Genomic DNA, 22,490 nt, shown 5'->3' with positions numbered 1-22,490 from the left:
CGGCCTGCCGAGCGTCAAACACTAAACGATCCGCTGCTCCCGCAACCGCTTGTACAGCGTGTTGCGGCTGACGCCCAGACGTTTGGCCAGCTGTGAAATATTCCCGCCTGCCGCTTGAAACAATTGGCCGAGGTCTTCGCTTGAGTGAAGGCGCGTGGCCGACTCCTGAGTCCTGACCGGGGCACGGCATTCTTCATACGCGTGAGCATCGAGCAGAAAGTCCTCGGGCAGATGGTCAGTGCCGATCGGCTGTTCGTCGGCCAGTGCCAGTGCTACCTGAATCACACTGTTGAGCTGGCGCAGGTTGCCCGGCCAGGGGTGACGCTCGAACAACTCAAGCACTTCTCTGGAGAAGCCCGCGCGCTGATGAGCATCACGGTGCCGCTCCCAGATTCGCTGGACAAGCGCATGTTTGTCCGTCCGCTCGCGCAGGGGTGGGAGTTCGATGCTCAGGCCGCTGATCCGGTAATAAAGATCCTGGCGAAAAAGCCCCGCCTGGACCTGATCGCGCAGGCCTCGGTTGGTGGCTGAAATCAGCCGTATATCGACCGGATACAACTCGCTGCTGCCCAATGGCTGAACGCAGCGCTCTTGCAGCACACGCAGCAGTCGCGCCTGCACCGGCATCGGCATGTCGCCCACCTCATCCAGAAACAGCGTGCCTTTGTCGGCCTTGCGGATCAGGCCGATGCTGCCTTTCTGGTTGGCCCCGGTGAAGGCGCCTCTTTCATAGCCAAACAGCTCGGCCTCGACCAGTTCGGCCGGGATCGCCGCACAATTGACCGCGATCAGCGGCTGGCTGGCGCGCGCACTGGCCTGATGCAGGGCTTTGACAAAGACTTCCTTGCCGACCCCGGTTTCACCATGAATGAGCAGCGGGATGTCTTTTTCCAGCAGCCGCTGCGCCTGACGCACAGCCTTCTCGACCTTCTCATCGCCCAGGCTGATCGCCTGCAGATCAAGGTTTCGTGGTGCAGCAGGCACTTGCGCAGCCTGGACGCAATGCAGCTTCAATGGTTTGCGAGTCGGACGCTTGAGCAGGCATTGAAAGCGATTGTTGCCAAATGCATGCAGCGCAAACGGACGCGCTTCGGTTTCGCTGAGCAATTGCAGGATCGGACATTTGAACAGCGTCTCGATGCTGGCACCGGCCGGAGCCGTCCCCAGCAAAGTGTCGGCACGCCGATTGGCGCACAGGATCTGGCCACTTTCGTCAAAAATCAGCAGGCCGGCCCACTGGCTGTCGAGGTTGTTCAGACCGGTATTGAAGATCAGCTGGAAGTGGGAGTCGCGAAACTGGTCGAGGATCAGGCGGTTTTCCACCGACTGGCTCATCATCTTGACCATGCCCAGCGTGTGCGAGGGTGGCAGGAAGCTGTCACTGGACACATCCAGCACGGCAATGATGCGCCTATCAGCATCGAAGATCGGTGAGGCCGAACCGGTCATGAAGCGGTTGGCCTTGAGGAAATGCTCGTCCGGTTCGATATGAATGGCCTGCTCGCAGGCCAGCGCTGTGCCGATGGCATTGGTGCCCGTGCCGCGCTCGCTCCAGCTGGCACCTGGCATGAAGCCCTGAGCCTGGGACGATTCGACGAAGCGCTGCGCCCCCCATGACTTGAGCAACTGACCTTGAGGGTCGGCCAGCAGAATCAAACAGCTGGAGTTGCTGAGAATGTTTTCGTAGACCGGCAGGACCTCCTGATGGGTGGTCTGTACCAGTCCGTTATGGCGCTCCAGCAACCTGGAAACCTCCGCCCCCGGTAATTGGCCGAATGACGGGCGCGTCTGATGACTGAGGCCGAAGTCCCGGCAACGGGTCCATGAATCCTGAACGATGATGTCGTGAGCAAGCGAAGCGCTGGTTTGAGACATGAGGATGCCTGCGAATATGACGTATTGTTTTTGTTTTTAGGTCCCGTCGGCGTGACCATCCTTGCCCGCAACGTCCGTCCAGTGTCGTTCAGTTTTGTTCAAAGTCAATGTTCATTTTGTTCAAGTGTTCAGTATTTTCTGTTCATTATTGTTCAGCTGTGAAAGGCGTTTCGTCCCCTGAATACGGGCGAACGCTCTGTTTCGGGCTTCACCGGCAATTTGCCTGAGCTGGCACGAATGTCGCTATCTGCAAACAGTCACGCATTCACCCTTAAGAAAAAAACAACAAAGGGCACGCCATGTCACTCACGCTGGAGCATGTCAGTCGCGCCGTCGATGGCCAGGTCTGGATCGACGACGCTTCCCTGAGCTTTGAGCCGGGATCATTCAACGTTCTGCTGGGGCGCACCCTGTCCGGCAAAACCAGCCTGATGCGCCTGATGGCCGGGCTGGACAAGCCGGATAGCGGGCGAGTGCTGATGAACGGAGTCGATGTCACCAATCGTCCGGTTCGCCTGCGCAACGTCTCGATGGTTTATCAGCAGTTCATCAATTACCCGAGCATGACGGTGTTCGAAAACATCGCTTCGCCGCTGCGCCAGGCGGGTCTTTCCAAAGACGTGATCCACAGCCGGGTGCAGGAAACCGCGAAGATGCTACGCATCGAAAAATTCCTGCAACGCCATCCCCTCGAACTGTCCGGTGGGCAGCAGCAGCGCACCGCGATGGCCAGGGCGCTGGTCAAGGACGCCGAGCTGATCCTCTTCGACGAACCGCTGGTCAACCTCGATTACAAGTTGCGCGAAGAGCTGCGTCAGGAAATGCGCGAGCTGTTTGCCGCTCGCCATACCATCGCCATCTACGCCACCACCGAGCCCAATGAAGCGCTGGCGCTGGGCGGCACCACCACCATCCTGCATGAAGGGCGGGTGGTACAGAGCGGCAAGACCCCCGAGGTCTATCATCGACCTGCGACTGTGCTGGCCGCCGAGCTGTTCTCCGAACCGCCGATCAACCTCATGCCGGGCCGTATAGAGGGTAATGAAGTCAGCTTCGCCAATTTCGTGCACTTCCCGCTCAACGTCGACCTGCGTGCCGTCGGCGATGGCGAGTATCGTTTCGGCGTGCGCCCCAGCCATTTGAGCCTGGTGCCGTCCAACGATGACGATCTGGAGCTGGCGGTTACTGTTGAGCTGGCGGAAATCAGTGGTTCGGAAACCTTCCTGCATGTGCGCAACGAGCTGTTCTCACTGGTCCTGCATCTGCCGGGCGTGCATGCCTACGACGTCGATGCGGCGATCCGGGTGTACATCCCGACCCACAAATTGTTTGTATTCGATCAGCAGGGCGGCCTGATTCAGGCGCCGGGCCTGCGTATGGCGAGGGTTGCCTGATGGCCGAGATCCGCTTGCAGAACCTCGCGCACAGCTACAGCGCCAAGCCTGGTCCTGACGACTATGCAATTCGCGAGATGAGTCACGTCTGGGAGCAGGGCGGTGCTTATGCGCTGCTCGGGCCTTCCGGGTGTGGCAAGTCAACCCTGCTCAATATCATTTCCGGCCTGCTCAGTCCGTCGCAGGGGCAGGTGCTTTTTGACTCGAAAGTGGTCAATGAGCTGCCTCCTGAGCGCCGTAACATCGCTCAGGTTTTCCAGTTTCCGGTGATCTACGACACCATGACGGTGTTCGACAATCTGGCCTTTCCATTGCGCAATCAGGGCATGGACGAGGCGCGGATTCTCATCAAGGTCAACGAAATTGCCGATGTTCTGGACCTGCAGCCGCTGCTGAAAAAGAAGGCGCGCAACCTCAGTGCGGACGAAAAGCAGAAGGTCTCTATGGGTCGCGGGCTTGTGCGCGATGACGTGTCGGCGATCCTCTTCGACGAACCGCTGACCGTGATCGACCCGCACCTGAAGTGGAAACTGCGGCGCAAGCTCAAGCAGATCCACGAGCAGTTCAATATCACCATGGTTTACGTCACCCACGATCAACTGGAGGCGTCGACCTTCGCCGACAAGATCGCCGTGATGTATGGCGGACAGATCGTCCAGTTCGGCACGCCGCGGGAGCTGTTTGAAAAGCCGTCGCATACCTTTGTCGGCTATTTCATCGGCAGCCCGGGGATGAATCTGATTGATGTCACGCCGCAGCCGGGCGGCGTCGGTTTTGCCGATATTCACCTGCCGCTGCCTGAGTCGTTGCAGCAGAAGCTCGCCAATACGCCGTGGAAAACTCTGAAAGTGGGTATTCGTCCTGAGTTCGTGCATGTCTGGGACGGGCCTTACGACGATGCGATGTGCGCCGACGTGACCTATGTGGAAGACCTCGGCACTTACAAGATCATCACCCTGAAACTGGCCGGACAACTGCTGAAGGTGCGTCTGCAGGAAGACAAACCGGTGCCGCAAGGCCAGGCCTGGATCAGCTTTCCGGGGCAATGGCTGATGCTCTATGCAGATGATTACCTGATCGAAGCCGGCCCTGCCAGTGAGGTGTCCCATGCGTAAGGTTCAGAACAACAAGGCCTGGTGGCTGGTGATGCCGGTGTTTCTGCTGGTGGCATTCAGCGCGATTATCCCGATGATGACCGTGGTCAACTATTCGGTGCAGGACATTTTCGATCAGTCCAGCCGTTATTTCGTCGGCACCGACTGGTTCCGGCAGGTCTTGCAGGACCCGCGACTGCACGACTCGCTGTTGCGTCAGTTCATCTATTCGGGCTGCGTACTGCTGATCGAGATTCCGCTGGGCATCGCGATTGCCCTGACCATGCCGACCAAGGGGCGCTGGTCGTCGTTGTGCCTGATCGTGATGACCATTCCACTGCTGATCCCGTGGAACGTAGTCGGCACTATCTGGCAGATCTTCGGCCGTGGTGATATCGGCTTGCTGGGTTACACGCTGAACAACGTGCTGGGCATCAACTACAACTACGCCGCCAATGCCTCGGATGCCTGGGTGACGGTGCTGGTCATCGATGTCTGGCACTGGACCTCGCTGGTGGCCTTGCTCTGCTATTCGGGGCTGCGGGCGATTCCGGATGTGTATTACCAGGCGGCGCGTATCGATCGTGCGTCAGGCTGGGCGATCTTCCGGCATATCCAGTTGCCCAAAATGAAAAGCGTGCTGCTGATTGCGGTGATGTTGCGCTTCATGGACAGCTTCATGATCTACACCGAGCCGTTCGTGCTGACCGGTGGCGGGCCGGGTAACTCCACCACCTTCCTCAGTCAGACCCTGACCACCATGGCGCTCGGGCAGTTCGACCTAGGGCCTGCGGCCGCGTTCTCGCTGGTGTATTTCCTGATCATTCTGTTGGTGTCATGGGTGTTCTACACCGCCATGACTCACAGCGAAAAGAATTGAGGGGCTGGTCATGAGTCTGCGCAAAATCATACCGCTGTGGATTTACCTGTTGTTTCTGCTGGTGCCGATCTACTGGCTGATCAACATGTCGTTCAAGACCAATACCGAGATCCTCGGTGGCCTGACCCTGTGGCCGCAGGATTTCACCCTGGCCAACTACAAGGTGATCTTCACCGACGAGAGCTGGTACAGCGGCTACCTCAACTCGCTGTACTACGTGTGCCTCAATACCGTGATATCGCTAAGCGTCGCATTGCCGGCAGCCTACGCGTTTTCACGCTATCGTTTTCTCGGCGACAAGCACCTGTTCTTCTGGCTGCTGACCAACCGCATGGCGCCACCGGCAGTCTTCCTGCTGCCGTTTTTCCAGCTGTATTCGTCCATCGGCCTGTTTGACACGCACATCGCCGTGGCACTGGCGCACTGCCTGTTCAACGTTCCGCTGGCTGTATGGATTCTGGAGGGCTTCATGTCCGGCGTTCCCAAGGAAATCGACGAAACGGCCTACATCGACGGTTACAGCTTTCCCAAGTTTTTCGTGAAGATTTTCATTCCACTGATTGGTTCGGGTATCGGCGTCACCGCGTTTTTCTGCTTCATGTTCTCTTGGGTCGAGCTGTTGCTGGCGCGCACCCTGACGTCGGTGAACGCCAAGCCGATCGCTGCGGTGATGACCCGCACCGTGTCGGCATCGGGTATCGATTGGGGGGTGCTGGCGGCGGCAGGGGTGTTGACCATTCTGCCGGGCATGCTGGTGATCTGGTTCGTTCGCAACCATGTGGTCAAGGGCTTTGCTCTTGGTCGTGTCTGAGGAGTCGAAAAAATGGAGTGGATGTCCTGGACACTGCCCACTGCGGCCTTCTTTATCAGCATTGCGCTGCTGCTGGCAGGGATGACCGTATGGGAATTGCGCTCGGCAAGTATCGAGCGTCGTGGTTTTTTGCCGATTGCCACCACCCGTGGCGACCGTCTTTTCATTGGGCTTCTGGGCAGCGCTTATCTGCATTTGCTGGTAATCGGCGCGACGGACTGGAGCATCTGGATCGCTTCGGGGGCTTCCCTGGTGTGGCTGTTGGTGGTGATGCGATGGGGTTAGAGAGCGGCCGGGCGCGGTTGCCGGGGTGATCCGGTCGGCGGCATTGGAAAAGCGGGACTACATGAAAGCAACCTGGAGATGACTATGTTCAATAAGAAAAACAAGCTGCAACATAGCGTGACGCTGGCGACCATGATCATGCTCAGCGGGTTGAGTGTGTCGGCATGGGCGGATCAGTACGAAGATGCGGCGAAGAAGTGGGCGGCGAGCGAGTTCAAGCCGAGCACGCTTTCCGATGCCGAGCAATTGAAAGAGCTGGAGTGGTTCATCGAAGCTGCCAAGCCGTTTCGTGGCATGGACATCAAGGTGGTGTCGGAAACCCTGACCACCCATGAATACGAATCCAAGACCCTGGCCAAGGCGTTCACTGAAATCACCGGTATCAAAGTCACCCATGACTTGTTGCAGGAAGGCGATGTCATCGAAAAACTGCAGACCGCCATGCAGTCGGACAAGAGCATCTATGACGGCTGGGTCAACGACTCGGACCTGATCGGTACGCACTTCCGCTACGGCAAGGCCCTGTCTCTGACGGATCTGATGGCCAGTCCGGAAGGCAGTAAAGTCACCTCGCCGACGCTGGACCTGAAAGACTTCATCGGCACCTCGTTTACCACCGCTCCAGACGGCAAGCTTTATCAGCTGCCTGATCAGCAGTTCGCCAACCTGTACTGGTTCCGTGCCGACTGGTTCGAACGTCCCGACCTGAAAAAGAAATTCAAGGACAAGTACGGCTATGAGTTGGGCGTTCCGGTCAACTGGTCGGCTTACGAGGACATTGCCAAGTTCTTCAGCGAAGACGTCAAGGAGATCGACGGCAAGAAAGTCTTTGGTCACATGGACTATGGCAAGAAAGACCCGTCACTGGGCTGGCGTTTCACCGATGCCTGGTTCTCCATGGCCGGCAGCGGCGACAAGGGTTTGCCTAACGGTCTGCCGGTGGACGAGTGGGGTATTCGCGTCGAAGACTGCCATCCGGTCGGCTCCAGCATTACCCGGGGTGGTGACACCAACGGCCCGGCGGCAGTGTTCGCCACACAGAAATACATCGACTGGCTGAAAGCCTATGCGCCGCCGGAAGCTGCGGGCATGACCTTCTCCGAATCCGGACCGGTGCCTTCGCAGGGTAACGTCGCGCAACAAATCTTCTGGTATACCGCCTTTACCGCCGACATGACCAAGCCAGGCCTGCCGGTGATGAATGCTGACGGCACGCCGAAGTGGCGCATGGCGCCTTCGCCAAAAGGCCCTTACTGGAAAGAAGGCATGAAGCTCGGCTATCAGGACGTTGGTTCATGGACGTTCCTGAAGTCGTCCGACGAGAAAAAGCGCCTGGCCGCCTGGCTGTATGCGCAATTCGTGACCTCGAAAAGCGTTTCGCTGAAGAAAACCATCGTTGGCCTGACGCCGATTCGCGAGTCGGATATCAATTCCAAGGAGATGACCGAGCTGGCGCCTAAACTGGGTGGTCTGGTGGAGTTCTATCGCAGCCCGGCACGCGTGCAATGGTCGCCTACCGGCACCAATGTGCCTGACTATCCGAAGCTGGCACAGCTGTGGTGGAGCCATGTGGCCGAGGCGGTCACCGGCGAGAAGACTGCGCAGGAGGCCCTCGACGGTCTGGCCAAGGACCAGGATGCAATCATGACGCGCATCGAGCGTTCCAAGGTTCAGGAAGCCAGCAAGTGTGCGCCGAAGATGAACCCGGAAACCACTGCAGAAGCCTGGTACAAGAAGGCCGAAGAGAGCAACGGCAAGTTCCTCGCGCCACAGCGTAAGCTGGCCAACGAGAAACCCAAGGGTGAAACCATCGCCTACGCTGACCTGCTGAAAAGCTGGGAGGCAGCCAAGAAGTAAGGTTTTGTCGAGGTAAAAAAACGGCACCTTCAAGGTGCCGTTTTTTATCGCCGCAGGCTGATCAGTCGTGCAGGGTTTCTGCCGCGTACAGCGTGTTTTCCAGCAGGCAGGCGCGGGTCATGGGGCCGACGCCGCCTGGAACCGGAGTGATCCAGCCGGCGCGGGGCAGGGCAGTCTCGTAAACCACGTCGCCTACCAGCTTGCCGTCTTCCTGGCGATTGATGCCGACATCAATGACGATCGCGCCCTGCTTGATCCATTCGCCTTTGACGAGGCCCGGCTTGCCGGCGGCAACCACCACAAGATCGGCACGACCCACGTGGCCTGCCAGATCCTTGGTGAAACGGTGGGTCACCGTGACGGTGCAGCCTGCCAGCAGCAGTTCCATCGCCATCGGGCGGCCGACGATGTTGGACGCGCCGACGACGACGGCATCCAGACCGTACAGGTCGACACCGGTGCTTTCGAGCAGGGTCATGATGCCTTTGGGCGTGCACGGACGCAGCAGCGGAATGCGCTGGGCGAGGCGACCCACGTTATAAGGATGGAAACCGTCCACGTCCTTGTCCGGGCGAATGCGCTCCAGCAGCAGCGAAGCGTCAAGGTGCGCGGGCAAGGGCAGTTGCAGCAGGACGCCGTCGACAGCGGCATCCTCATTGAGGCGGTCGATCAGATCGGTCAGTGCTGCCTGAGTGGTATCAGCGGGCAAGTCGTAAGCCTGGGAGATAAAACCGACTTCCTCGCAGTCCTTGCGCTTGTGAGAGACATAGACCTGGGAGGCGGGGTCGCTGCCGACCAGAATCACCGCGAGGCCCGGCGTACGCAGACCTTGCTGGCTACGTTCGGCGACACGTTTGGCGATCTGCTGGCGCAGGCTGGCGGCGATCGCCTTGCCGTCGATTAGTTTTGCAGTCATGACGCGTGATTAACCATCGAGAGGAAAAAAATGAGCGCGCATTCTCTCATGACATGGCGCGAGGGCAAAGGCGATTGCTTTGCATATTCAGCTAACTCCTTTATCTAGCTGAATTTTTTTCAAAAAAAGGTTGACGACCCCAGGGGGCGTCTATAAGATTCGTCGCACTTGCCGGGCAGAGCCCAGCACTGGTTAAGCTAGCACTGGTTGATTCGGTCAGGCAGAGTTGCAAATCAGCTCGGTGTGATTGATTGAAAGCCTTTTAGTTTGTTATCGCAAGAGTACAAATTATATAAGTGCCCGTAGCTCAGCTGGATAGAGCATCCGCCTTCTAAGCGGATGGTCGCAGGTTCGAGTCCTGCCGGGTGCGCCATTCAAGGCAGCTTTGGCACAGCAAGTAGGTTGTATCGTCACGCGCAATATGGTGGGCGTAGCTCAGTTGGTAGAGCACAGGATTGTGACTCCTGCGGTCGTGGGTTCGAACCCCATCGTCCACCCCATATTAAGAAGGGCGCCAGATTCATAGTCTGGCGCCTTTGCTTTAAAAGTCTGAAATGCGGATGTGGTGGAATTGGTAGACACACTGGATTTAGGTTCCAGCGCCGCAAGGTGTGAGAGTTCGAGTCTCTCCGTCCGCACCAGATGTACTTTCGTCGGGTTCCAGTGAGCACCGCGAAAGCCAAGAGAAGCCCGCCAAGTGCGGGCTTTTTGTTGTCTCGGGTTTAGCATTTCTGTGGTTTGAAGATTGTTGAGCGGCAGCGGCGTGAGCAGGATGCTCTTGCTCGCGCCGCGATGTGCTGCTGTCTCAAGGCAGGAAGCGGTTTTTCTGATTATTCAATAACCAGCAATACCTTGCCTTGGCACAGGAGAGACGAGTTCGCTCCAGGGATCTCGATGGCTACGCTGTAGCCGCCGGGCTCCATGGAGGATAAATCTGCCGTGAATGAAAAGCCTGATTTCAAGAGTTTTTCATTGTTATAGGTCTTTACCAGGTCAATGCGATCAACGATGGCGGGGTCCTTGAATACAGTGGGAGTTCCTTTGTAGCCCGTCAGGCGAAGTCTCATTTCCTTTGGAGCGTCCTGATTGGCAGTGTCGATCGCCCAGCCGTTGAACACAGCGACGCCTCGCGGTACATAAATGCTCGCTCCTGTTCCTGCGCTAATCTGTCCAGCAATTGAGTCAATATTGCATTTGTCTGATGAATAATAATTGGTTTTGGTGGTTGCTGCGCTTCCCTGGCTTCCTTCTTTATCAGTGCACCCGGTCATTGTTGCTGAGGCTATAGCCAGAAAACTGAATGCAGCAATCATCTTGTACATGGTTTTTCCTGAGGGGTATCAATGTGTAGGGCATTGATTTGTTGAATATTTAAACGCTCTACCGCGCTATCGACGCAGCGCGAAATTGTACGACTCGCCAATCGCGCGGGTCTCTGTCCTTGCCGCTGGAATCTGGCCGGATTATGTAGCGGTTGACAGTGCTGTACAAGGCGCTGCCTTGAGCACAGGAGGCGCCCCGGCGCTTCCTTCTCCCCATGCAGTCGTATCCAGCCAGGCGCTCTGCTCTGGGATGCTGCCGTTCCTTTCGACAGCGTGCGGTGTTTCTATCGATGCGTTTGGCGTGTGTAAAACCTGGCAGGCACAGACGATTTCTCTGGTTGAAGGTAGCATTCGATTACGCATCGGCGTCGCATTCGATACACACCTTCTGGCGGTTGATCAAAGGACTTATTTGCATAAAAAATTGTCAGTCCCGTCAAATGCTTGCAATGGGTGGCGCGTCATCGCCACGTTGTGTACGATGCGCGCCGGGTTGAATCAGGCTGGAAGCTGCCTTGCGCCATTGAATCAGTACATCAAAAAGTGCATTGATTTCAGGCGTCAAGGCTGGAGCCTGGCGTGGCAGGTTTCTGGAGATTTCGTTTTGTACTCTCCGTTCGCCATGACACATGTGACGTCGAGTGAGTGCTCGGGTCGCGAGAAAAAAGCCGCCTCGAGCGGTTTTTTTGTTTCAGCGTATTCGCTTTACCGTCTCGCTGGTCGACCGGCCTTTTCGCCGTCGGTCGAGTGGGGCGCGCTACATGGACGGGGTCGGTCGTCTCCGGTGCTGATGCTTCTTTATATAGAAGCCGTGCCAGACGCGTCGCCGAGGGTGCAAGGCTCTGTTCTTCCTTGCGCCGCTGCGCTCCGCTTTCGTCCTATAAATCCGCCCTTTTTCAGTAGGGTGACTTCTTGAGTATGACCCACTAGAATGCATGCCCTTGATTCTGGGGTCGGAAACGGCCGGCTAACGTCTGTGCAACGAGGAATATCCATGCAAGTTTCTGTTGAAAACACTTCCGCTCTTGAGCGCCGCATGACCATTGGCGTGCCTGCCGAACGCATCGAGACTGAAGTCAACAAGCGTCTGCAGCAGACCGCGCGCAAAGCCAAGATCCCGGGCTTCCGCCCTGGCAAGGTGCCTATGAGCGTGATTCGTCAGCGTTACGAGGACGGCGCACGTCAGGAAGCACTGGGCGATCTGATTCAGGCTACTTTTTATGAAGCTGTGGTTGAGCAGAAGCTGAACCCGGCCGGTGCTCCTGCTGTAGAGCCCAAGTCGTTCGAAAAAGGCAAAGATCTGGAATACGTGGCTACTTTCGAAGTATTCCCGGAATTCACCGTTGCCGGTTTCGACAGCATCTCCGTAGAGCGCCTTTCTGCCGACGTGGCTGACAGCGATCTGGACAACATGCTTGAAGTGCTGCGCAAGCAGAACGTTCGTTTCGAAGTGGCTGATCGTGCTGCCCAGAACGAAGACCAGCTGAACATCGATTTCGTCGGCAAGGTCGACGGCGAAGTGTTCGCTGGCGGTTCCGCTACCGGCACCCAGCTGGTTCTGGGTTCCGGCCGCATGATCCCTGGTTTCGAAGACGGTCTGGTTGGCGCCAAGGCCGGTGAAGAGCGCGTTCTGAACGTGACCTTCCCAGAGGACTATCAGAACCTCGAGCTGGCCGGCAAGGCTGCCGAGTTCACCGTGACCGTCAACACCGTTTCCGAGCCAAAGCTGCCTGAGCTGAACGAAGAGTTCTTCAAGCAGTTCGGTATCAAGGAAACCGGTATCGAAGGCTTCCGCACAGAAGTTCGCAAGAACATGGAGCGCGAGCTGCGTCAGGCGATCAAGTCCAAGGTCAAGAATCAGGTCATGGACGGTCTGCTGGCCGCCAACCCGATCGAAGTGCCTAAAGCGCTGCTGGAAAACGAAGTCAACCGTCTGCGTGTGCAGGCCGTTCAGCAGTTCGGCGGCAACATCAAGCCTGACCAGCTGCCGGCAGAGCTGTTCGAAGAGCAAGCCAAGCGCCGCGTCGAGCTGGGTCTGATCGTTGCCGAGGTCGTCAAGCAGTTCGACCTCAAGCCTGATGACGCTCGCGTTCGCGAAATGATTCAGGAAATGGCCTCCGCCTATCAGGAGCCTGAGCAGGTCGTTGCCTGGTACTACAAGAACGAGCAGCAAATGAACGAGGTACGTTCTGTTGTGCTTGAAGAGCAAGTTGTAGATACTGTTTTGCAGAAAGCTAGCGTGACCGACAAATCGGTCTCCTACGAAGAAGCTGTCAAGCCGGTGGAAGCTCCAAAAGCCGACTGATTTCTCTTTTCGTGCGAAAACACCCACAAGCCAGCCTTCGCGCTGGCTTGTGCGTATTCAAGACTCGACTATTTGGGAGTGAATGCAGGACATGTCCCGCAATTCTTATATTCAGCAGAACTCTGACATCCAGGCCGCTGGCGGCCTGGTCCCGATGGTTATCGAGCAGTCCGCCCGTGGCGAACGCGCCTATGACATCTATTCGCGCCTTCTCAAGGAGCGAGTCATCTTTATGGTTGGTCCGGTAGAGGACTACATGGCCAACCTTATCGCGGCACAACTGCTCTTCCTTGAAGCGGAAAACCCGGACAAGGATATCCATCTCTACATCAACTCGCCGGGCGGTTCGGTGACTGCAGGCATGTCGATCTACGACACCATGCAGTTCATCAAGCCGGACGTTTCGACCATCTGTATCGGTCAGGCTTGCAGCATGGGTGCATTCCTGCTGGCCGGCGGTGCAGAAGGCAAGCGTCATTGCCTGCCCAACTCGCGGATGATGATTCACCAGCCGCTGGGCGGTTTCCAGGGCCAGGCGTCGGACATCGACATCCATGCCAAGGAAATCCTGCACATTCGTCATCGCCTCAACTCGCTGCTGGCGCATCACACCGGCCAGAGCCTCGAAACCATCGAGCGCGATACCGAGCGTGACAACTTCATGAGCGCAGAGCGTGCAGCCGAATACGGCCTGATCGACTCGGTGATCAACAAGCGTCAAATGCCTGCCTAAGCGGCTCAAAATGTAGGGGGTCGGCACAACCGACCGCCTGCGGACTTGAAAAAGCCCGCAATAGCCTTCATCTTGTGTTGCAAGCCTACCGGATTGGATCGATCGAATGACTGACACCCGCAACGGCGAGGACAACGGCAAATTGCTCTATTGCTCCTTCTGTGGCAAAAGCCAGCATGAAGTGCGCAAATTGATTGCCGGCCCCTCGGTCTTTATCTGCGACGAGTGCGTCGACCTGTGCAATGACATCATCCGTGAGGAGGTGCAGGAAGCTCAGGCCGAAAGCAGCGCGCATAAATTGCCTTCGCCTAAAGAAATCAGCGGCATCCTTGACCAGTACGTCATCGGTCAGGAACGTGCCAAAAAGGTTCTCGCAGTAGCGGTGTACAACCACTACAAGCGTTTGAACCAGCGTGACAAGAAGAACGACGACGTCGAACTGGGTAAAAGCAACATCCTGCTGATCGGCCCTACGGGCTCCGGCAAGACGCTGCTGGCCGAGACACTGGCTCGCCTGCTTAACGTGCCGTTCACCATTGCTGACGCCACCACCCTGACCGAAGCCGGTTATGTGGGTGAGGACGTCGAAAACATTATCCAGAAGCTGTTGCAGAAATGTGATTACGATGTCGAGAAGGCCCAGATGGGTATTGTCTACATCGACGAAATCGACAAGATTTCGCGCAAATCCGACAACCCTTCAATCACTCGTGACGTGTCCGGTGAAGGCGTGCAGCAAGCCTTGCTGAAACTGATCGAGGGCACCGTGGCTTCCGTTCCGCCTCAAGGTGGTCGCAAGCACCCGCAGCAGGAATTCCTGCAGGTGGACACGCGTAATATCCTCTTTATCTGCGGTGGCGCCTTCTCGGGCCTGGAAAAGGTCATTCAGAACCGTTCCACCCGTGGCGGCATCGGCTTCAACGCCGAGGTTCGCAGCAAGGAGGAGGGCAAGAAGGTTGGCGAGTCGCTGCGTGAAGTCGAGCCTGACGATCTCGTCAAGTTCGGTCTGATCCCCGAGTTCGTGGGCCGTCTGCCGGTGCTTGCGACGCTGGACGAGCTGGATGAGGCTGCGTTGATACAGATCCTCACCGAGCCGAAGAACGCGCTGACCAAGCAGTATGCCAAGCTGTTCGAGATGGAAGGTGTGGACCTCGAGTTCCGTACCGATGCGCTGAAATCGGTTGCCCGTCGCGCGCTGGAGCGCAAGACCGGTGCCCGTGGCCTGCGTTCGATTCTCGAAGGCGTTCTGCTCGACACCATGTACGAAATCCCGTCGCAGAGCGATGTGAGCAAGGTGGTGATCGACGAAAGCGTTATCGATGGCACGTCCAAGCCGCTGTTGATCTACGAAAACAGCGAGCCGCCTGCCAAGGTTGCTCCCGACGCATAAACGCATGTTCATATGCGTGAAGTAATACTGAAGGGGGCCTTTTTGGTCCCCTTTTGCATTTTTAAGCCGCTCATTCGTTTTGTATGAAGAAACTGATCTTTGCGGGTAGCGCCTCTAGAGCTTGTTTTTTTTGGACGCTACCCCCATCTTGGCTTCAAGCTAATTCCATCTGTCCCGGCCAATTGGCCGCCGTAGAGGCGAAATCATGAAGACCACTATTGAATTGCCTCTCTTGCCATTGCGTGATGTCGTGGTTTATCCGCACATGGTTATCCCGCTGTTCGTGGGGCGCGAGAAGTCTATCGAAGCCCTTGAAGCGGCAATGACAGGCGACAAGCAGATCCTGCTGCTCGCGCAAAGAAACCCGGCTGACGACGATCCTGATGAAAAGGCTCTGTACAGCGTCGGCACCATTGCCACCGTATTGCAATTGCTCAAACTGCCCGATGGCACCGTCAAGGTACTGGTCGAAGGCGAGCAGCGTGGTTCGGTAGAGCGTTTCATCGAAGTCGATGGCCACTACCGAGCAGACGTCGCGCTGATCGAAGAAGTCGACGCACCGGATCGTGAATCCGAAGTGTTCGTGCGCAGCCTGCTGGCTCAGTTCGAGCAATACGTGCAACTGGGCAAGAAAGTCCCGGCAGAGGTCCTGTCGTCGCTTAACAGCATCGATGAGCCTGGCCGCCTGGTCGACACCATGGCAGCGCACATGGCGCTCAAAATCGAGCAGAAGCAGGAAATCCTCGAGATTATCGACCTGTCAGCCCGTGTCGAGCACGTGCTGGCCTTGCTGGATGCCGAAATCGACCTGCTGCAGGTTGAAAAACGCATTCGCGGTCGTGTGAAGAAGCAAATGGAGCGCAGCCAGCGCGAGTACTACCTGAATGAGCAGATGAAGGCCATTCAGAAGGAACTGGGCGATGGCGACGAAGGCCACAACGAGATCGAAGAGCTGAAAAAGCGCATCGACGCTGCCGGCCTGCCCAAGGACGCTCTGACCAAGGCGAATGCCGAGCTGAACAAGCTCAAGCAAATGTCTCCGATGTCGGCCGAAGCGACTGTGGTTCGCTCCTACATCGACTGGCTGGTTCAGGTGCCGTGGAAGGCGCAAAGCAAGGTACGTCTGGACCTTGCGCGCGCCGAAGCGATTCTCGATGCCGACCATTATGGTCTGGACGAGGTCAAGGAACGCATCCTCGAATACCTCGCTGTGCAAAAGCGCGTGAAGAAGATTCGCGGCCCTGTGCTGTGTCTGGTAGGTCCTCCAGGTGTAGGTAAAACCTCCCTGGCGGAGTCCATCGCCAACGCGACCAATCGCAAATTTGTGCGTATGGCACTGGGTGGCGTGCGTGACGAGGCTGAAATTCGTGGTCATCGCCGGACTTACATCGGTTCGATGCCAGGAAGATTGATACAAAAGATGACAAAGGTGGGCGTTCGCAACCCGCTGTTCCTGCTTGACGAAATCGACAAGATGGGCAGTGACATGCGTGGCGATCCGGCGTCGGCACTGCTCGAGGTGCTTGATCCCGAGCAGAACCACAATTTCAACGATCACTACCTTGAGGTCGACTACGATCTTTCGGACGTGATGTTCCTCTGCACGTCGAACTCGATGAACATTCCGCCAGCGCTGCTGGACCGGATGGAAGTCATTCGCCTGCCGGGCTACACCGAAGACGAAAAGATCAACATCGCCGTCAAGTACCTCTCGCCCAAGCAGATTCAGGCCAACGGCTTGAAGAAAGGCGAGATCAGTTTTGACGAGGAAGCGATCCGCGACATCATCCGTTACTACACCCGTGAAGCGGGTGTGCGCGGGCTTGAGCGGCAGATTGCCAAGGTCTGCCGCAAGGCGGTCAAAGAGCACGCGATGGAAAAACGTTTCGCGGTGCAGGTCACTGCCGACATGCTCGAGCACTTCCTGGGCGTGCGCAAGTTCCGCTACGGGCTGGCAGAGCAGCAGGATCAGATCGGTCAGGTCACCGGCCTGGCGTGGACTCAGGTGGGCGGCGAACTACTGACCATCGAAGCGGCGGTCGTATCGGGCAAGGGGCAGTTGATCAAGACCGGTTCGCTGGGTGATGTCATGGTCGAATCCATTACCGCAGCCCAGACAGTGGTTCGCAGCCGCGCCCGTAGCCTGGGCATCCCCGCTGATTTCCACGAGAAACACGACACGCATATCCACATGCCGGAAGGTGCCACGCCGAAGGATGGACCGAGTGCTGGCGTGGGCATGTGCACCGCACTTGTTTCGGCGCTTACACAGATTCCTGTGCGGGCAGATGTGGCAATGACGGGCGAAATTACCCTGCGTGGTCAAGTGCTGGCGATTGGTGGTTTGAAGGAAAAACTTCTGGCCGCACACCGTGGTGGAATCAAGACGGTGATCATTCCAGAAGAAAACGTGCGTGATTTGAAGGAGATTCCTGACAATATCAAGCAGGATCTGCAGATCAAGCCCGTTAAATGGATTGACGAAGTCCTGCAAATTGCGCTGCAATACGCGCCGGAGCCTTTGCCGGACGTGGCTACAGATCTGGTCGCCAAGGAAGAGAAGCGCGAGTCTGACTCTAAGGACAGAATTAGCACGCATTAAGTCTGGGCAGGCTTCCTTGACAGCTTTTTAGAGCCCTTGTTATAAAGCGGCTCTTTAAAGCAATCACCGGCAAGCCTTCCAGCGCTCGTTTTGCTTAACACCTAAAACTTAGAAACATACTCAAAATAGAGATAAGGGGACTTAGAGTGAACAAGTCGGAACTGATTGATGCTATCGCTGCATCTGCTGATATCCCGAAAGCTGCTGCTGGCCGTGCGCTGGACGCAGTGATCGAATCCGTCACTGGCGCTCTGAAGGCTGGCGACTCGGTTGTTTTGGTTGGCTTTGGTACGTTCTCCGTGACTGATCGTCCTGCTCGCATCGGTCGCAACCCTCAGACCGGCAAGACGCTGGAAATCGCTGCTGCCAAGAAACCAGGTTTCAAAGCCGGTAAAGCTCTCAAAGAAGCTGTCAACTAAGCCTCTCGATGCCTTTGCCCGCTGGATCGGGCCTGTCCTGATCCAGTAGCGGAGCGGTGGTGCATTCGGTTGCGACACCGAAGGGTTCGAGCCCTACCGCTTCGTCAGTTACGAGAAGGCGCATCCTCGGATGCGCCTTTCTTCTATCCGCTTTCTACCCACGCTCCGCGGTTGGTTAGTCAGTACAACCGTTTTGGGGGACGCAATGCTGCAGAACATCAGGGACAATTCACAAGGCTGGATTGCCAAGACAATTATCGGACTCATCATCGCCTTGATGGCCTTCACCGGCATCGAAGCAATGTTTACCGCTACCAGCAACAAGCAGAACGCGGCTGAAGTCAACGGCGAGGACATCTCTCAGAATGAGTTGAGCCAGGCCGTCGACATGCAGCGCCGCCAGTTGGCTCAACAGCTTTCGCAACAGTTGGGCAAGGATTTCGATCCTGCCATGCTGGATGAAAAGCTGTTGCGCGAATCAGCGCTCAAGGGCCTGATCGACCGCAAGCTGCTGCTGCAAGGCGCGGCGGATGCCAAGTTCTCGTTTTCCGACGCGGCACTGGATCAGCAGCTTTTGCAGACGCCTGAGTTTCAGGTGGATGGCAAATTCAGCGCAGACCGTTTCGATCAGGTCATTCGCCAGTTGGGTTACAGCCGTCTGCAGTTCCGCCAGATGCTGGGTCAGGAAATGCTCATTGGTCAGGTGCGTGCAGGTGTTGCCGGCAGTGCCTTTGTAACCGACGCACAGGTTGAAGCCTTCGCACGCCTCGAAAAGCAGACCCGTGATTTTGCGTCGCTGACCCTGCCTGCCGATACCTCGGCGGTCAAGGTGACCGATGACGAAGTCAAGGCTCACTACGACGAGCATGCCAAGGAGTTCATGAGCCCTGAGCAGGTCGTACTCGACTACATCGAATTGAAGAAGTCGTCCTTCTTCGACAAGGTGCAGGTCAAGGACGAGGACTTGCAGGCGGCTTATCAGAAGGAAATCGCCAATCTGTCCGAACAGCGTCGTGCGGCACACATCCTCATCGAAGTGAACGACAAGCTGAATGACGAGCAGGCCAAGGCGAAGATTGAAGAAATTCAGCAGCGTCTGGCCAAGGGTGAGGATTTCGCGGCACTGGCCAAGGAATACTCGCAGGATCCTGGTTCGTCCAACAAGGGCGGTGATCTGGGCTACGCAGGCAAGGGTGTCTATGACCCGGCTTTCGAAGAGGCGCTGTATGCCTTGAACAAGGACCAGGTTTCGCAGCCGGTGCGTACCGACTTCGGCTGGCACCTGATCAAGCTGCTGGGCGTTGAAGCACCTTCGGTGCCGACCTTTGCCAGTCTCAAAGGCAAGCTGACCAACGATTTGAAATCGCAGCTGGTCGAGCAGAAGTTTGTCGAAGTGACCAAGCAACTGGAAGACTCGGCGTTTGAATCGTCGGACTTGTCCCAGCCGGCACAGGACCTGGGCCTGAAGGTTCAGACCACTGCACCGTTCGGTCGTGAAGGCGGCGAAGGCCTGACGGCCAACCGCGCGGTCATCCAGGCGGCATTCAGCCCTGAGGTGCTGGAAGAAGGCGCCAACAGCAACACGCTGGAGCTGGATCCGGAAACCGTTGTGGTGGTGCGCTCCAAAGAGCACTTGCAACCGCAGCAGTTGCCACTTGAGAGCGTTGCCAGCTCGATTCGCTCTCAACTGGTCAAGGAGCATGCTTCGGCCGCTGCCAAGGCCAAGGGCGAGGCGCTGCTGGCCGGTCTGCGTGACGGCAAGATTCCGTTGGCGGCCAAGCAGGAAGGTCGTGACTGGAAGATGATGGAAGCGGTCACTCGCAGTCAGGAAGGGGTTGACCCTCAAGTGCTGCAGACGCTGTTCCGCATGCCCAAGCCGACAGGTAAGGACAAGCCGGAGTTCGCCAGCATCACTGCGTCGGATGGCAGCTTCGTGATCGTCCGTCTCAATGGCGTCAATCAGGCGGCTGCGCCGACCGATGCCGAGAAGGCACAATATCGTCGCTTCCTTGCCTCCCGCGAGGGGCAACAGGATTTCGCGGCGTACCGTGCACAGCTGGAAAGCAAGGCGAAGATCGAGAAGTTCTAATCTCGAAACGCGCAAATAAAGAAGGCCGCTCATTGAGCGGCCTTCTTTTTGAGTCCGGGAAAGTGCCGCTCGCGAGGAGCGGCGTTTACCGTATCACTCGTCCATGCTGCCCATCGCGGTGGTGTTGAAGCCGCCGTCGACGTACATGATTTCACCGCTGATGCCCGACGCCAGGTCAGAGCACAGGAACGCGCCGGCGTTGCCGACTTCGTCGATGGTGACGTTGCGGCGCAGAGGAGTCTGCGCTTCGTTGGCAGCCAGCATCTTGCGGAAATTCTTGATGCCTGACGCGGCCAGGGTGCGGATCGGGCCGGCCGATACAGCATTGACGCGAGTACCTTCCGGGCCGAGGCTGCCGGCCAGGTAACGAACGCCGGCTTCCAGGCTGGCCTTGGCCATGCCCATGACGTTGTAGTTGGGCATGGTGCGCTCTGCGCCCAGGTAGGACAGGGTCAGCAGGCTGCCATTACGGCCCTTCATCATTTCGCGACCGGCCTTGGCCAGGGCCACGAAGCTGTAGGCGCTGATGTCATGAGCGATGCGGAAGCCTTCGCGCGTGGTGGCTTCGGTGAAGTCGCCATCGAGCTGGTCGCCAGGCGCGAAGCCGACCGAGTGAACGATCACATCCAGGCCGTCCCATTTCTTGCTCAGCTCTTCGAAGACCTTGTTGATCTCTTCGTCGCTGGCCACGTCGCAAGGGAAGCACAGCTCAGGACCCGAACCCCAGCCTGCAGCGAACTCTTCGACACGACCCTTGAGTTTGTCGTTCTGGTAGGTGAAGGCAAGCTCTGCGCCTTCACGATGCATGGCGGCGGCAATGCCGGATGCGATGGACAGTTTACTGGCGACACCGACGATCAGGACGCGCTTACCGGCGAGAAAACCCATGTGTTGTTCCTCTTCAGGTTAATCGACAGCTACCGGCGCCAAAAAGGCGGCCTCCAGCAGCTGCTGTGTATAAGGATGTTGCGGTGCGGCGAAGATATCCTGCGCTGCACCCTGTTCGACCACTTGGCCTTGCTTGACCACCATCAACTGGTGGCTTAGCGCTTTGACGACAGCCAGGTCATGGCTGATGAACAAATACGTCAGGTTGTACTTGGTTTGCAGCGAGCGAAGCAATTCGACGACCTGACGCTGTACGGTCCGGTCGAGGGCCGAGGTCGGCTCGTCCAGCAAAATCAGCGCCGGCTTCAAGACCAGCGCACGTGCAATGGCGATCCGCTGGCGCTGGCCACCGGAGAACTCGTGAGGGTAGCGGTGCCGGGTATCCGGGTCCAGACCAACCTCTTTGAGCGCTTCGATGATCGCCGTCTGCTGTTCGGCGGCCGTACCCATGCCGTGGATTCGCAAGCCTTCGCCAACGATTTCAGACACCGACATACGCGGACTCAAACTGCCAAACGGGTCCTGGAAAACCACTTGCATCTGCCTGCGCAGCGGACGGATCTGCTGTTGCGACAAGGATTCTAGCGCGTTGCCCTTGAACCGTATGGTGCCCTGACTGCCGATCAGCCTGAGAATCGCCAGGCCCAGCGTCGATTTGCCCGAACCGCTTTCACCCACAATACCCAGCGTTTGCCCTTCCGGCAGGCTGAAACGTATGCCGTCCACCGCCTTGACGTGGTCGACCGTGCGCTTGAGCAGGCCTTTTTTGATCGGGAACCAGACTTTCAGGTCCTCGATTTCAAGCAGCGGAGCACCTGCGGGGTTGGTCGAAGGACCGCCGCTGGGCTCGGCGCTGAGCAACACTTTGGTGTAAGGATGTTGCGGCGAACGGAACAATTCTTCGCACGATGCCTGTTCGACGATGCAACCGCGCTGCATGACACATACTCGATTGGCTATTTGCCTTACGACGTTCAGATCGTGGCTGATAAGCAGCAGTGCCATACCCAGGCGAGCCTGCAACTGCTTGAGCAATTCGAGGATCTTCAGCTGTACCGTCACATCCAGCGCGGTGGTCGGTTCATCGGCAATCAGCAGCTCGGGTTCGTTGGCCAGGGCCATGGCGATCATCACGCGCTGACGCTGGCCACCTGACAGCTCGTGTGGCAGCGCTTTGAGGCGCTTGTGTGGCTCAGGGATGCCAACCAGTTCAAGCAGCTCCAGCGTGCGCTCGGTGGCCGCCTTGCCGGTCAGGCCCTTGTGCAGGCCCAGTACCTCGTTGATCTGTTTTTCCACCGAGTGCAGCGGGTTGAGCGAGGTCATCGGCTCCTGGAAGATCATGGCGATCCGGTTGCCACGGATCGTGCGCAGTTTTTTCTCTTCCACTTTCAGCAGGTCTTCACCCGCGTAGCGGATCGTGCCGCTCGGGTGGCTGGCGATGGGGTAGGGCAGCAGGCGCAGGATCGAGTGCGCGGTCACTGACTTGCCCGAACCGCTTTCGCCGACCAGTGCAAGCGTTTCACCGCGACGAATATCGAAGCTGATGTTCTCCACCACGCGTTGCCGTGAGTCGCCCGTCACGAACTCGACCGCCAGATCGCGGATTTCGATCAGATTGTCATTGTTCATC

Annotated in this window: 18 protein-coding genes and 3 tRNA genes; 15 read left to right on the top strand and 6 right to left on the bottom strand. The window is 57.4% G+C overall.

Going from position 1 to position 22,490, the window contains the following annotated elements; translation table 11 throughout:
- Positions 1–21: 21 nt before the first annotated feature.
- Positions 22–1,875: a sigma-54-dependent Fis family transcriptional regulator gene (locus JOE29_RS16020; protein WP_024664903.1), complete on the bottom strand. Its 1,854-nt coding sequence runs from the start codon at positions 1,873–1,875 to the stop codon at positions 22–24.
- A 299-nt stretch (positions 1,876–2,174) separates the two neighbouring features.
- Between JOE29_RS16020 and JOE29_RS16015 the strand changes: the two genes are divergently transcribed.
- The 6 genes from JOE29_RS16015 (at position 2,175) to JOE29_RS15990 (ending at position 8,196) form a co-directional block, all read left to right on the top strand.
- The gene (locus JOE29_RS16015) at positions 2,175–3,269 is read left to right on the top strand and encodes an ABC transporter ATP-binding protein (protein WP_003315283.1); all 1,095 of its coding nucleotides are present in this window, start codon (positions 2,175–2,177) and stop codon (positions 3,267–3,269) included.
- Positions 3,269–4,384, top strand: a complete 1,116-nt coding sequence (locus tag JOE29_RS16010; RefSeq protein ID WP_003390667.1) for an ABC transporter ATP-binding protein — start codon at positions 3,269–3,271, stop codon at positions 4,382–4,384. Before JOE29_RS16015 ends, JOE29_RS16010 begins: the two co-directional genes overlap by 1 nt.
- Positions 4,377–5,243 (top strand): sugar ABC transporter permease, encoded by an 867-nt coding sequence (locus tag JOE29_RS16005; RefSeq protein ID WP_002552729.1) that lies wholly within the window; start codon positions 4,377–4,379, stop codon positions 5,241–5,243. Before JOE29_RS16010 ends, JOE29_RS16005 begins: the two co-directional genes overlap by 8 nt.
- Before the next feature lie 10 nt (positions 5,244–5,253).
- The gene (locus JOE29_RS16000) at positions 5,254–6,054 is read left to right on the top strand and encodes a carbohydrate ABC transporter permease (protein WP_003315280.1); all 801 of its coding nucleotides are present in this window, start codon (positions 5,254–5,256) and stop codon (positions 6,052–6,054) included.
- Between the two features lie 12 nt (positions 6,055–6,066).
- On the top strand, positions 6,067–6,339 hold the full coding sequence (locus JOE29_RS15995) for a DUF2160 domain-containing protein (RefSeq protein WP_003415748.1): 273 nt from the start codon (positions 6,067–6,069) through the stop codon (positions 6,337–6,339).
- Between the two features lie 84 nt (positions 6,340–6,423).
- A complete protein-coding gene (locus JOE29_RS15990) occupies positions 6,424–8,196 on the top strand; it encodes an ABC transporter substrate-binding protein (RefSeq protein ID WP_003409726.1) in 1,773 nt (590 codons plus the stop codon).
- 61 nt (positions 8,197–8,257) lie between these two features.
- Here JOE29_RS15990 and folD read toward each other — a convergent pair whose 3' ends face one another.
- Positions 8,258–9,112 (bottom strand): bifunctional methylenetetrahydrofolate dehydrogenase/methenyltetrahydrofolate cyclohydrolase FolD, encoded by an 855-nt coding sequence (folD, locus tag JOE29_RS15985; protein ID WP_003304374.1) that lies wholly within the window; start codon positions 9,110–9,112, stop codon positions 8,258–8,260.
- Positions 9,113–9,408: 296 nt separating this feature from the next.
- On the opposite strand from folD, the gene JOE29_RS15980 reads away from it, so the two are divergent.
- From JOE29_RS15980 to JOE29_RS15970, 3 genes are all read left to right on the top strand, one after another.
- Positions 9,409–9,485, top strand: a tRNA-Arg gene (locus JOE29_RS15980).
- A 51-nt stretch (positions 9,486–9,536) separates the two neighbouring features.
- A tRNA-His gene (locus JOE29_RS15975) sits at positions 9,537–9,612 on the top strand.
- A 56-nt stretch (positions 9,613–9,668) separates the two neighbouring features.
- Positions 9,669–9,753 (top strand) — tRNA-Leu (locus JOE29_RS15970).
- A gap of 189 nt (positions 9,754–9,942) precedes the next feature.
- On the opposite strand, the gene JOE29_RS15965 is transcribed toward JOE29_RS15970, so the two are convergent.
- Positions 9,943–10,434 carry a hypothetical protein gene (locus tag JOE29_RS15965; RefSeq protein WP_210079695.1) on the bottom strand — a complete coding sequence of 164 codons (492 nt, stop codon included), beginning with the start codon at positions 10,432–10,434 and terminating at the stop codon, positions 9,943–9,945.
- Between the two features lie 994 nt (positions 10,435–11,428).
- Here JOE29_RS15965 and tig point away from each other — a divergent pair.
- The 5 genes from tig (at position 11,429) to JOE29_RS15940 (ending at position 17,883) form a co-directional block, all read left to right on the top strand.
- On the top strand, positions 11,429–12,739 hold the full coding sequence (gene tig, locus JOE29_RS15960) for a trigger factor (protein ID WP_003315274.1): 1,311 nt from the start codon (positions 11,429–11,431) through the stop codon (positions 12,737–12,739).
- A 91-nt stretch (positions 12,740–12,830) separates the two neighbouring features.
- Entirely contained in the window at positions 12,831–13,472 is a 642-nt protein-coding gene (gene clpP, locus JOE29_RS15955; RefSeq protein ID WP_002552734.1) for an ATP-dependent Clp endopeptidase proteolytic subunit ClpP, read from the top strand.
- A 106-nt stretch (positions 13,473–13,578) separates the two neighbouring features.
- Positions 13,579–14,862, top strand: a complete 1,284-nt coding sequence (gene clpX, locus JOE29_RS15950) for an ATP-dependent Clp protease ATP-binding subunit ClpX (protein WP_002552735.1) — start codon at positions 13,579–13,581, stop codon at positions 14,860–14,862.
- A gap of 205 nt (positions 14,863–15,067) precedes the next feature.
- Positions 15,068–17,464: an endopeptidase La gene (lon, locus tag JOE29_RS15945; protein ID WP_003423227.1), complete on the top strand. Its 2,397-nt coding sequence runs from the start codon at positions 15,068–15,070 to the stop codon at positions 17,462–17,464.
- A gap of 146 nt (positions 17,465–17,610) precedes the next feature.
- Entirely contained in the window at positions 17,611–17,883 is a 273-nt protein-coding gene (locus JOE29_RS15940) for an HU family DNA-binding protein (protein ID WP_002552737.1), read from the top strand.
- On the opposite strand, the gene JOE29_RS25595 is transcribed toward JOE29_RS15940, so the two are convergent.
- Complete coding sequence (locus tag JOE29_RS25595; protein WP_010425731.1) at positions 17,876–18,007, bottom strand: hypothetical protein; 132 nt, start codon at positions 18,005–18,007, stop codon at positions 17,876–17,878. The genes JOE29_RS15940 and JOE29_RS25595 overlap by 8 nt on opposite strands.
- Positions 18,008–18,088: 81 nt before the next feature.
- Between JOE29_RS25595 and JOE29_RS15935 the strand changes: the two genes are divergently transcribed.
- Entirely contained in the window at positions 18,089–19,972 is a 1,884-nt protein-coding gene (locus JOE29_RS15935) for a SurA N-terminal domain-containing protein (RefSeq protein ID WP_058446925.1), read from the top strand.
- Between the two features lie 93 nt (positions 19,973–20,065).
- Here JOE29_RS15935 and fabI read toward each other — a convergent pair whose 3' ends face one another.
- Entirely contained in the window at positions 20,066–20,860 is a 795-nt protein-coding gene (fabI, locus tag JOE29_RS15930) for an enoyl-ACP reductase FabI (RefSeq protein WP_003368564.1), read from the bottom strand.
- An 18-nt stretch (positions 20,861–20,878) separates the two neighbouring features.
- Positions 20,879–22,489 carry an ABC transporter ATP-binding protein gene (locus JOE29_RS15925; RefSeq protein ID WP_016567612.1) on the bottom strand — a complete coding sequence of 537 codons (1,611 nt, stop codon included), beginning with the start codon at positions 22,487–22,489 and terminating at the stop codon, positions 20,879–20,881.
- Between the last annotated feature and the right edge of the window lies 1 nt (position 22,490).

The organism is Pseudomonas sp. PvP009 (assembly GCF_017832995.1).
Classification (GTDB): Bacteria; Pseudomonadota; Gammaproteobacteria; order Pseudomonadales; family Pseudomonadaceae; genus Aquipseudomonas; species Aquipseudomonas syringae.
The sequence above is the reverse complement of the archived record's forward strand: the minus strand, read 5'-3'. Positions and strand labels throughout refer to the sequence as shown.

Coding starts and splice junctions, on each gene's coding strand:
- JOE29_RS16010 (WP_003390667.1), top strand. CDS start 3,269: ATGGCCGAGATCCGCTTGCAGAACCTCGCGCACAGCTACAGCGCCAAG.
- fabI (WP_003368564.1), bottom strand. CDS start 20,860: ATGGGTTTTCTCGCCGGTAAGCGCGTCCTGATCGTCGGTGTCGCCAGT.
- lon (WP_003423227.1), top strand. CDS start 15,068: ATGAAGACCACTATTGAATTGCCTCTCTTGCCATTGCGTGATGTCGTG.
- JOE29_RS25595 (WP_010425731.1), bottom strand. CDS start 18,007: ATGCGCCTTCTCGTAACTGACGAAGCGGTAGGGCTCGAACCCTTCGGT.
- JOE29_RS15990 (WP_003409726.1), top strand. CDS start 6,424: ATGTTCAATAAGAAAAACAAGCTGCAACATAGCGTGACGCTGGCGACC.
- JOE29_RS15965 (WP_210079695.1), bottom strand. CDS start 10,434: ATGTACAAGATGATTGCTGCATTCAGTTTTCTGGCTATAGCCTCAGCA.
- JOE29_RS15995 (WP_003415748.1), top strand. CDS start 6,067: ATGGAGTGGATGTCCTGGACACTGCCCACTGCGGCCTTCTTTATCAGC.
- JOE29_RS15935 (WP_058446925.1), top strand. CDS start 18,089: ATGCTGCAGAACATCAGGGACAATTCACAAGGCTGGATTGCCAAGACA.
- JOE29_RS16000 (WP_003315280.1), top strand. CDS start 5,254: ATGAGTCTGCGCAAAATCATACCGCTGTGGATTTACCTGTTGTTTCTG.
- folD (WP_003304374.1), bottom strand. CDS start 9,112: ATGACTGCAAAACTAATCGACGGCAAGGCGATCGCCGCCAGCCTGCGC.
- JOE29_RS16015 (WP_003315283.1), top strand. CDS start 2,175: ATGTCACTCACGCTGGAGCATGTCAGTCGCGCCGTCGATGGCCAGGTC.
- clpX (WP_002552735.1), top strand. CDS start 13,579: ATGACTGACACCCGCAACGGCGAGGACAACGGCAAATTGCTCTATTGC.
- JOE29_RS16005 (WP_002552729.1), top strand. CDS start 4,377: ATGCGTAAGGTTCAGAACAACAAGGCCTGGTGGCTGGTGATGCCGGTG.
- JOE29_RS16020 (WP_024664903.1), bottom strand. CDS start 1,875: ATGTCTCAAACCAGCGCTTCGCTTGCTCACGACATCATCGTTCAGGAT.
- clpP (WP_002552734.1), top strand. CDS start 12,831: ATGTCCCGCAATTCTTATATTCAGCAGAACTCTGACATCCAGGCCGCT.
- tig (WP_003315274.1), top strand. CDS start 11,429: ATGCAAGTTTCTGTTGAAAACACTTCCGCTCTTGAGCGCCGCATGACC.
- JOE29_RS15925 (WP_016567612.1), bottom strand. CDS start 22,489: ATGAACAATGACAATCTGATCGAAATCCGCGATCTGGCGGTCGAGTTC.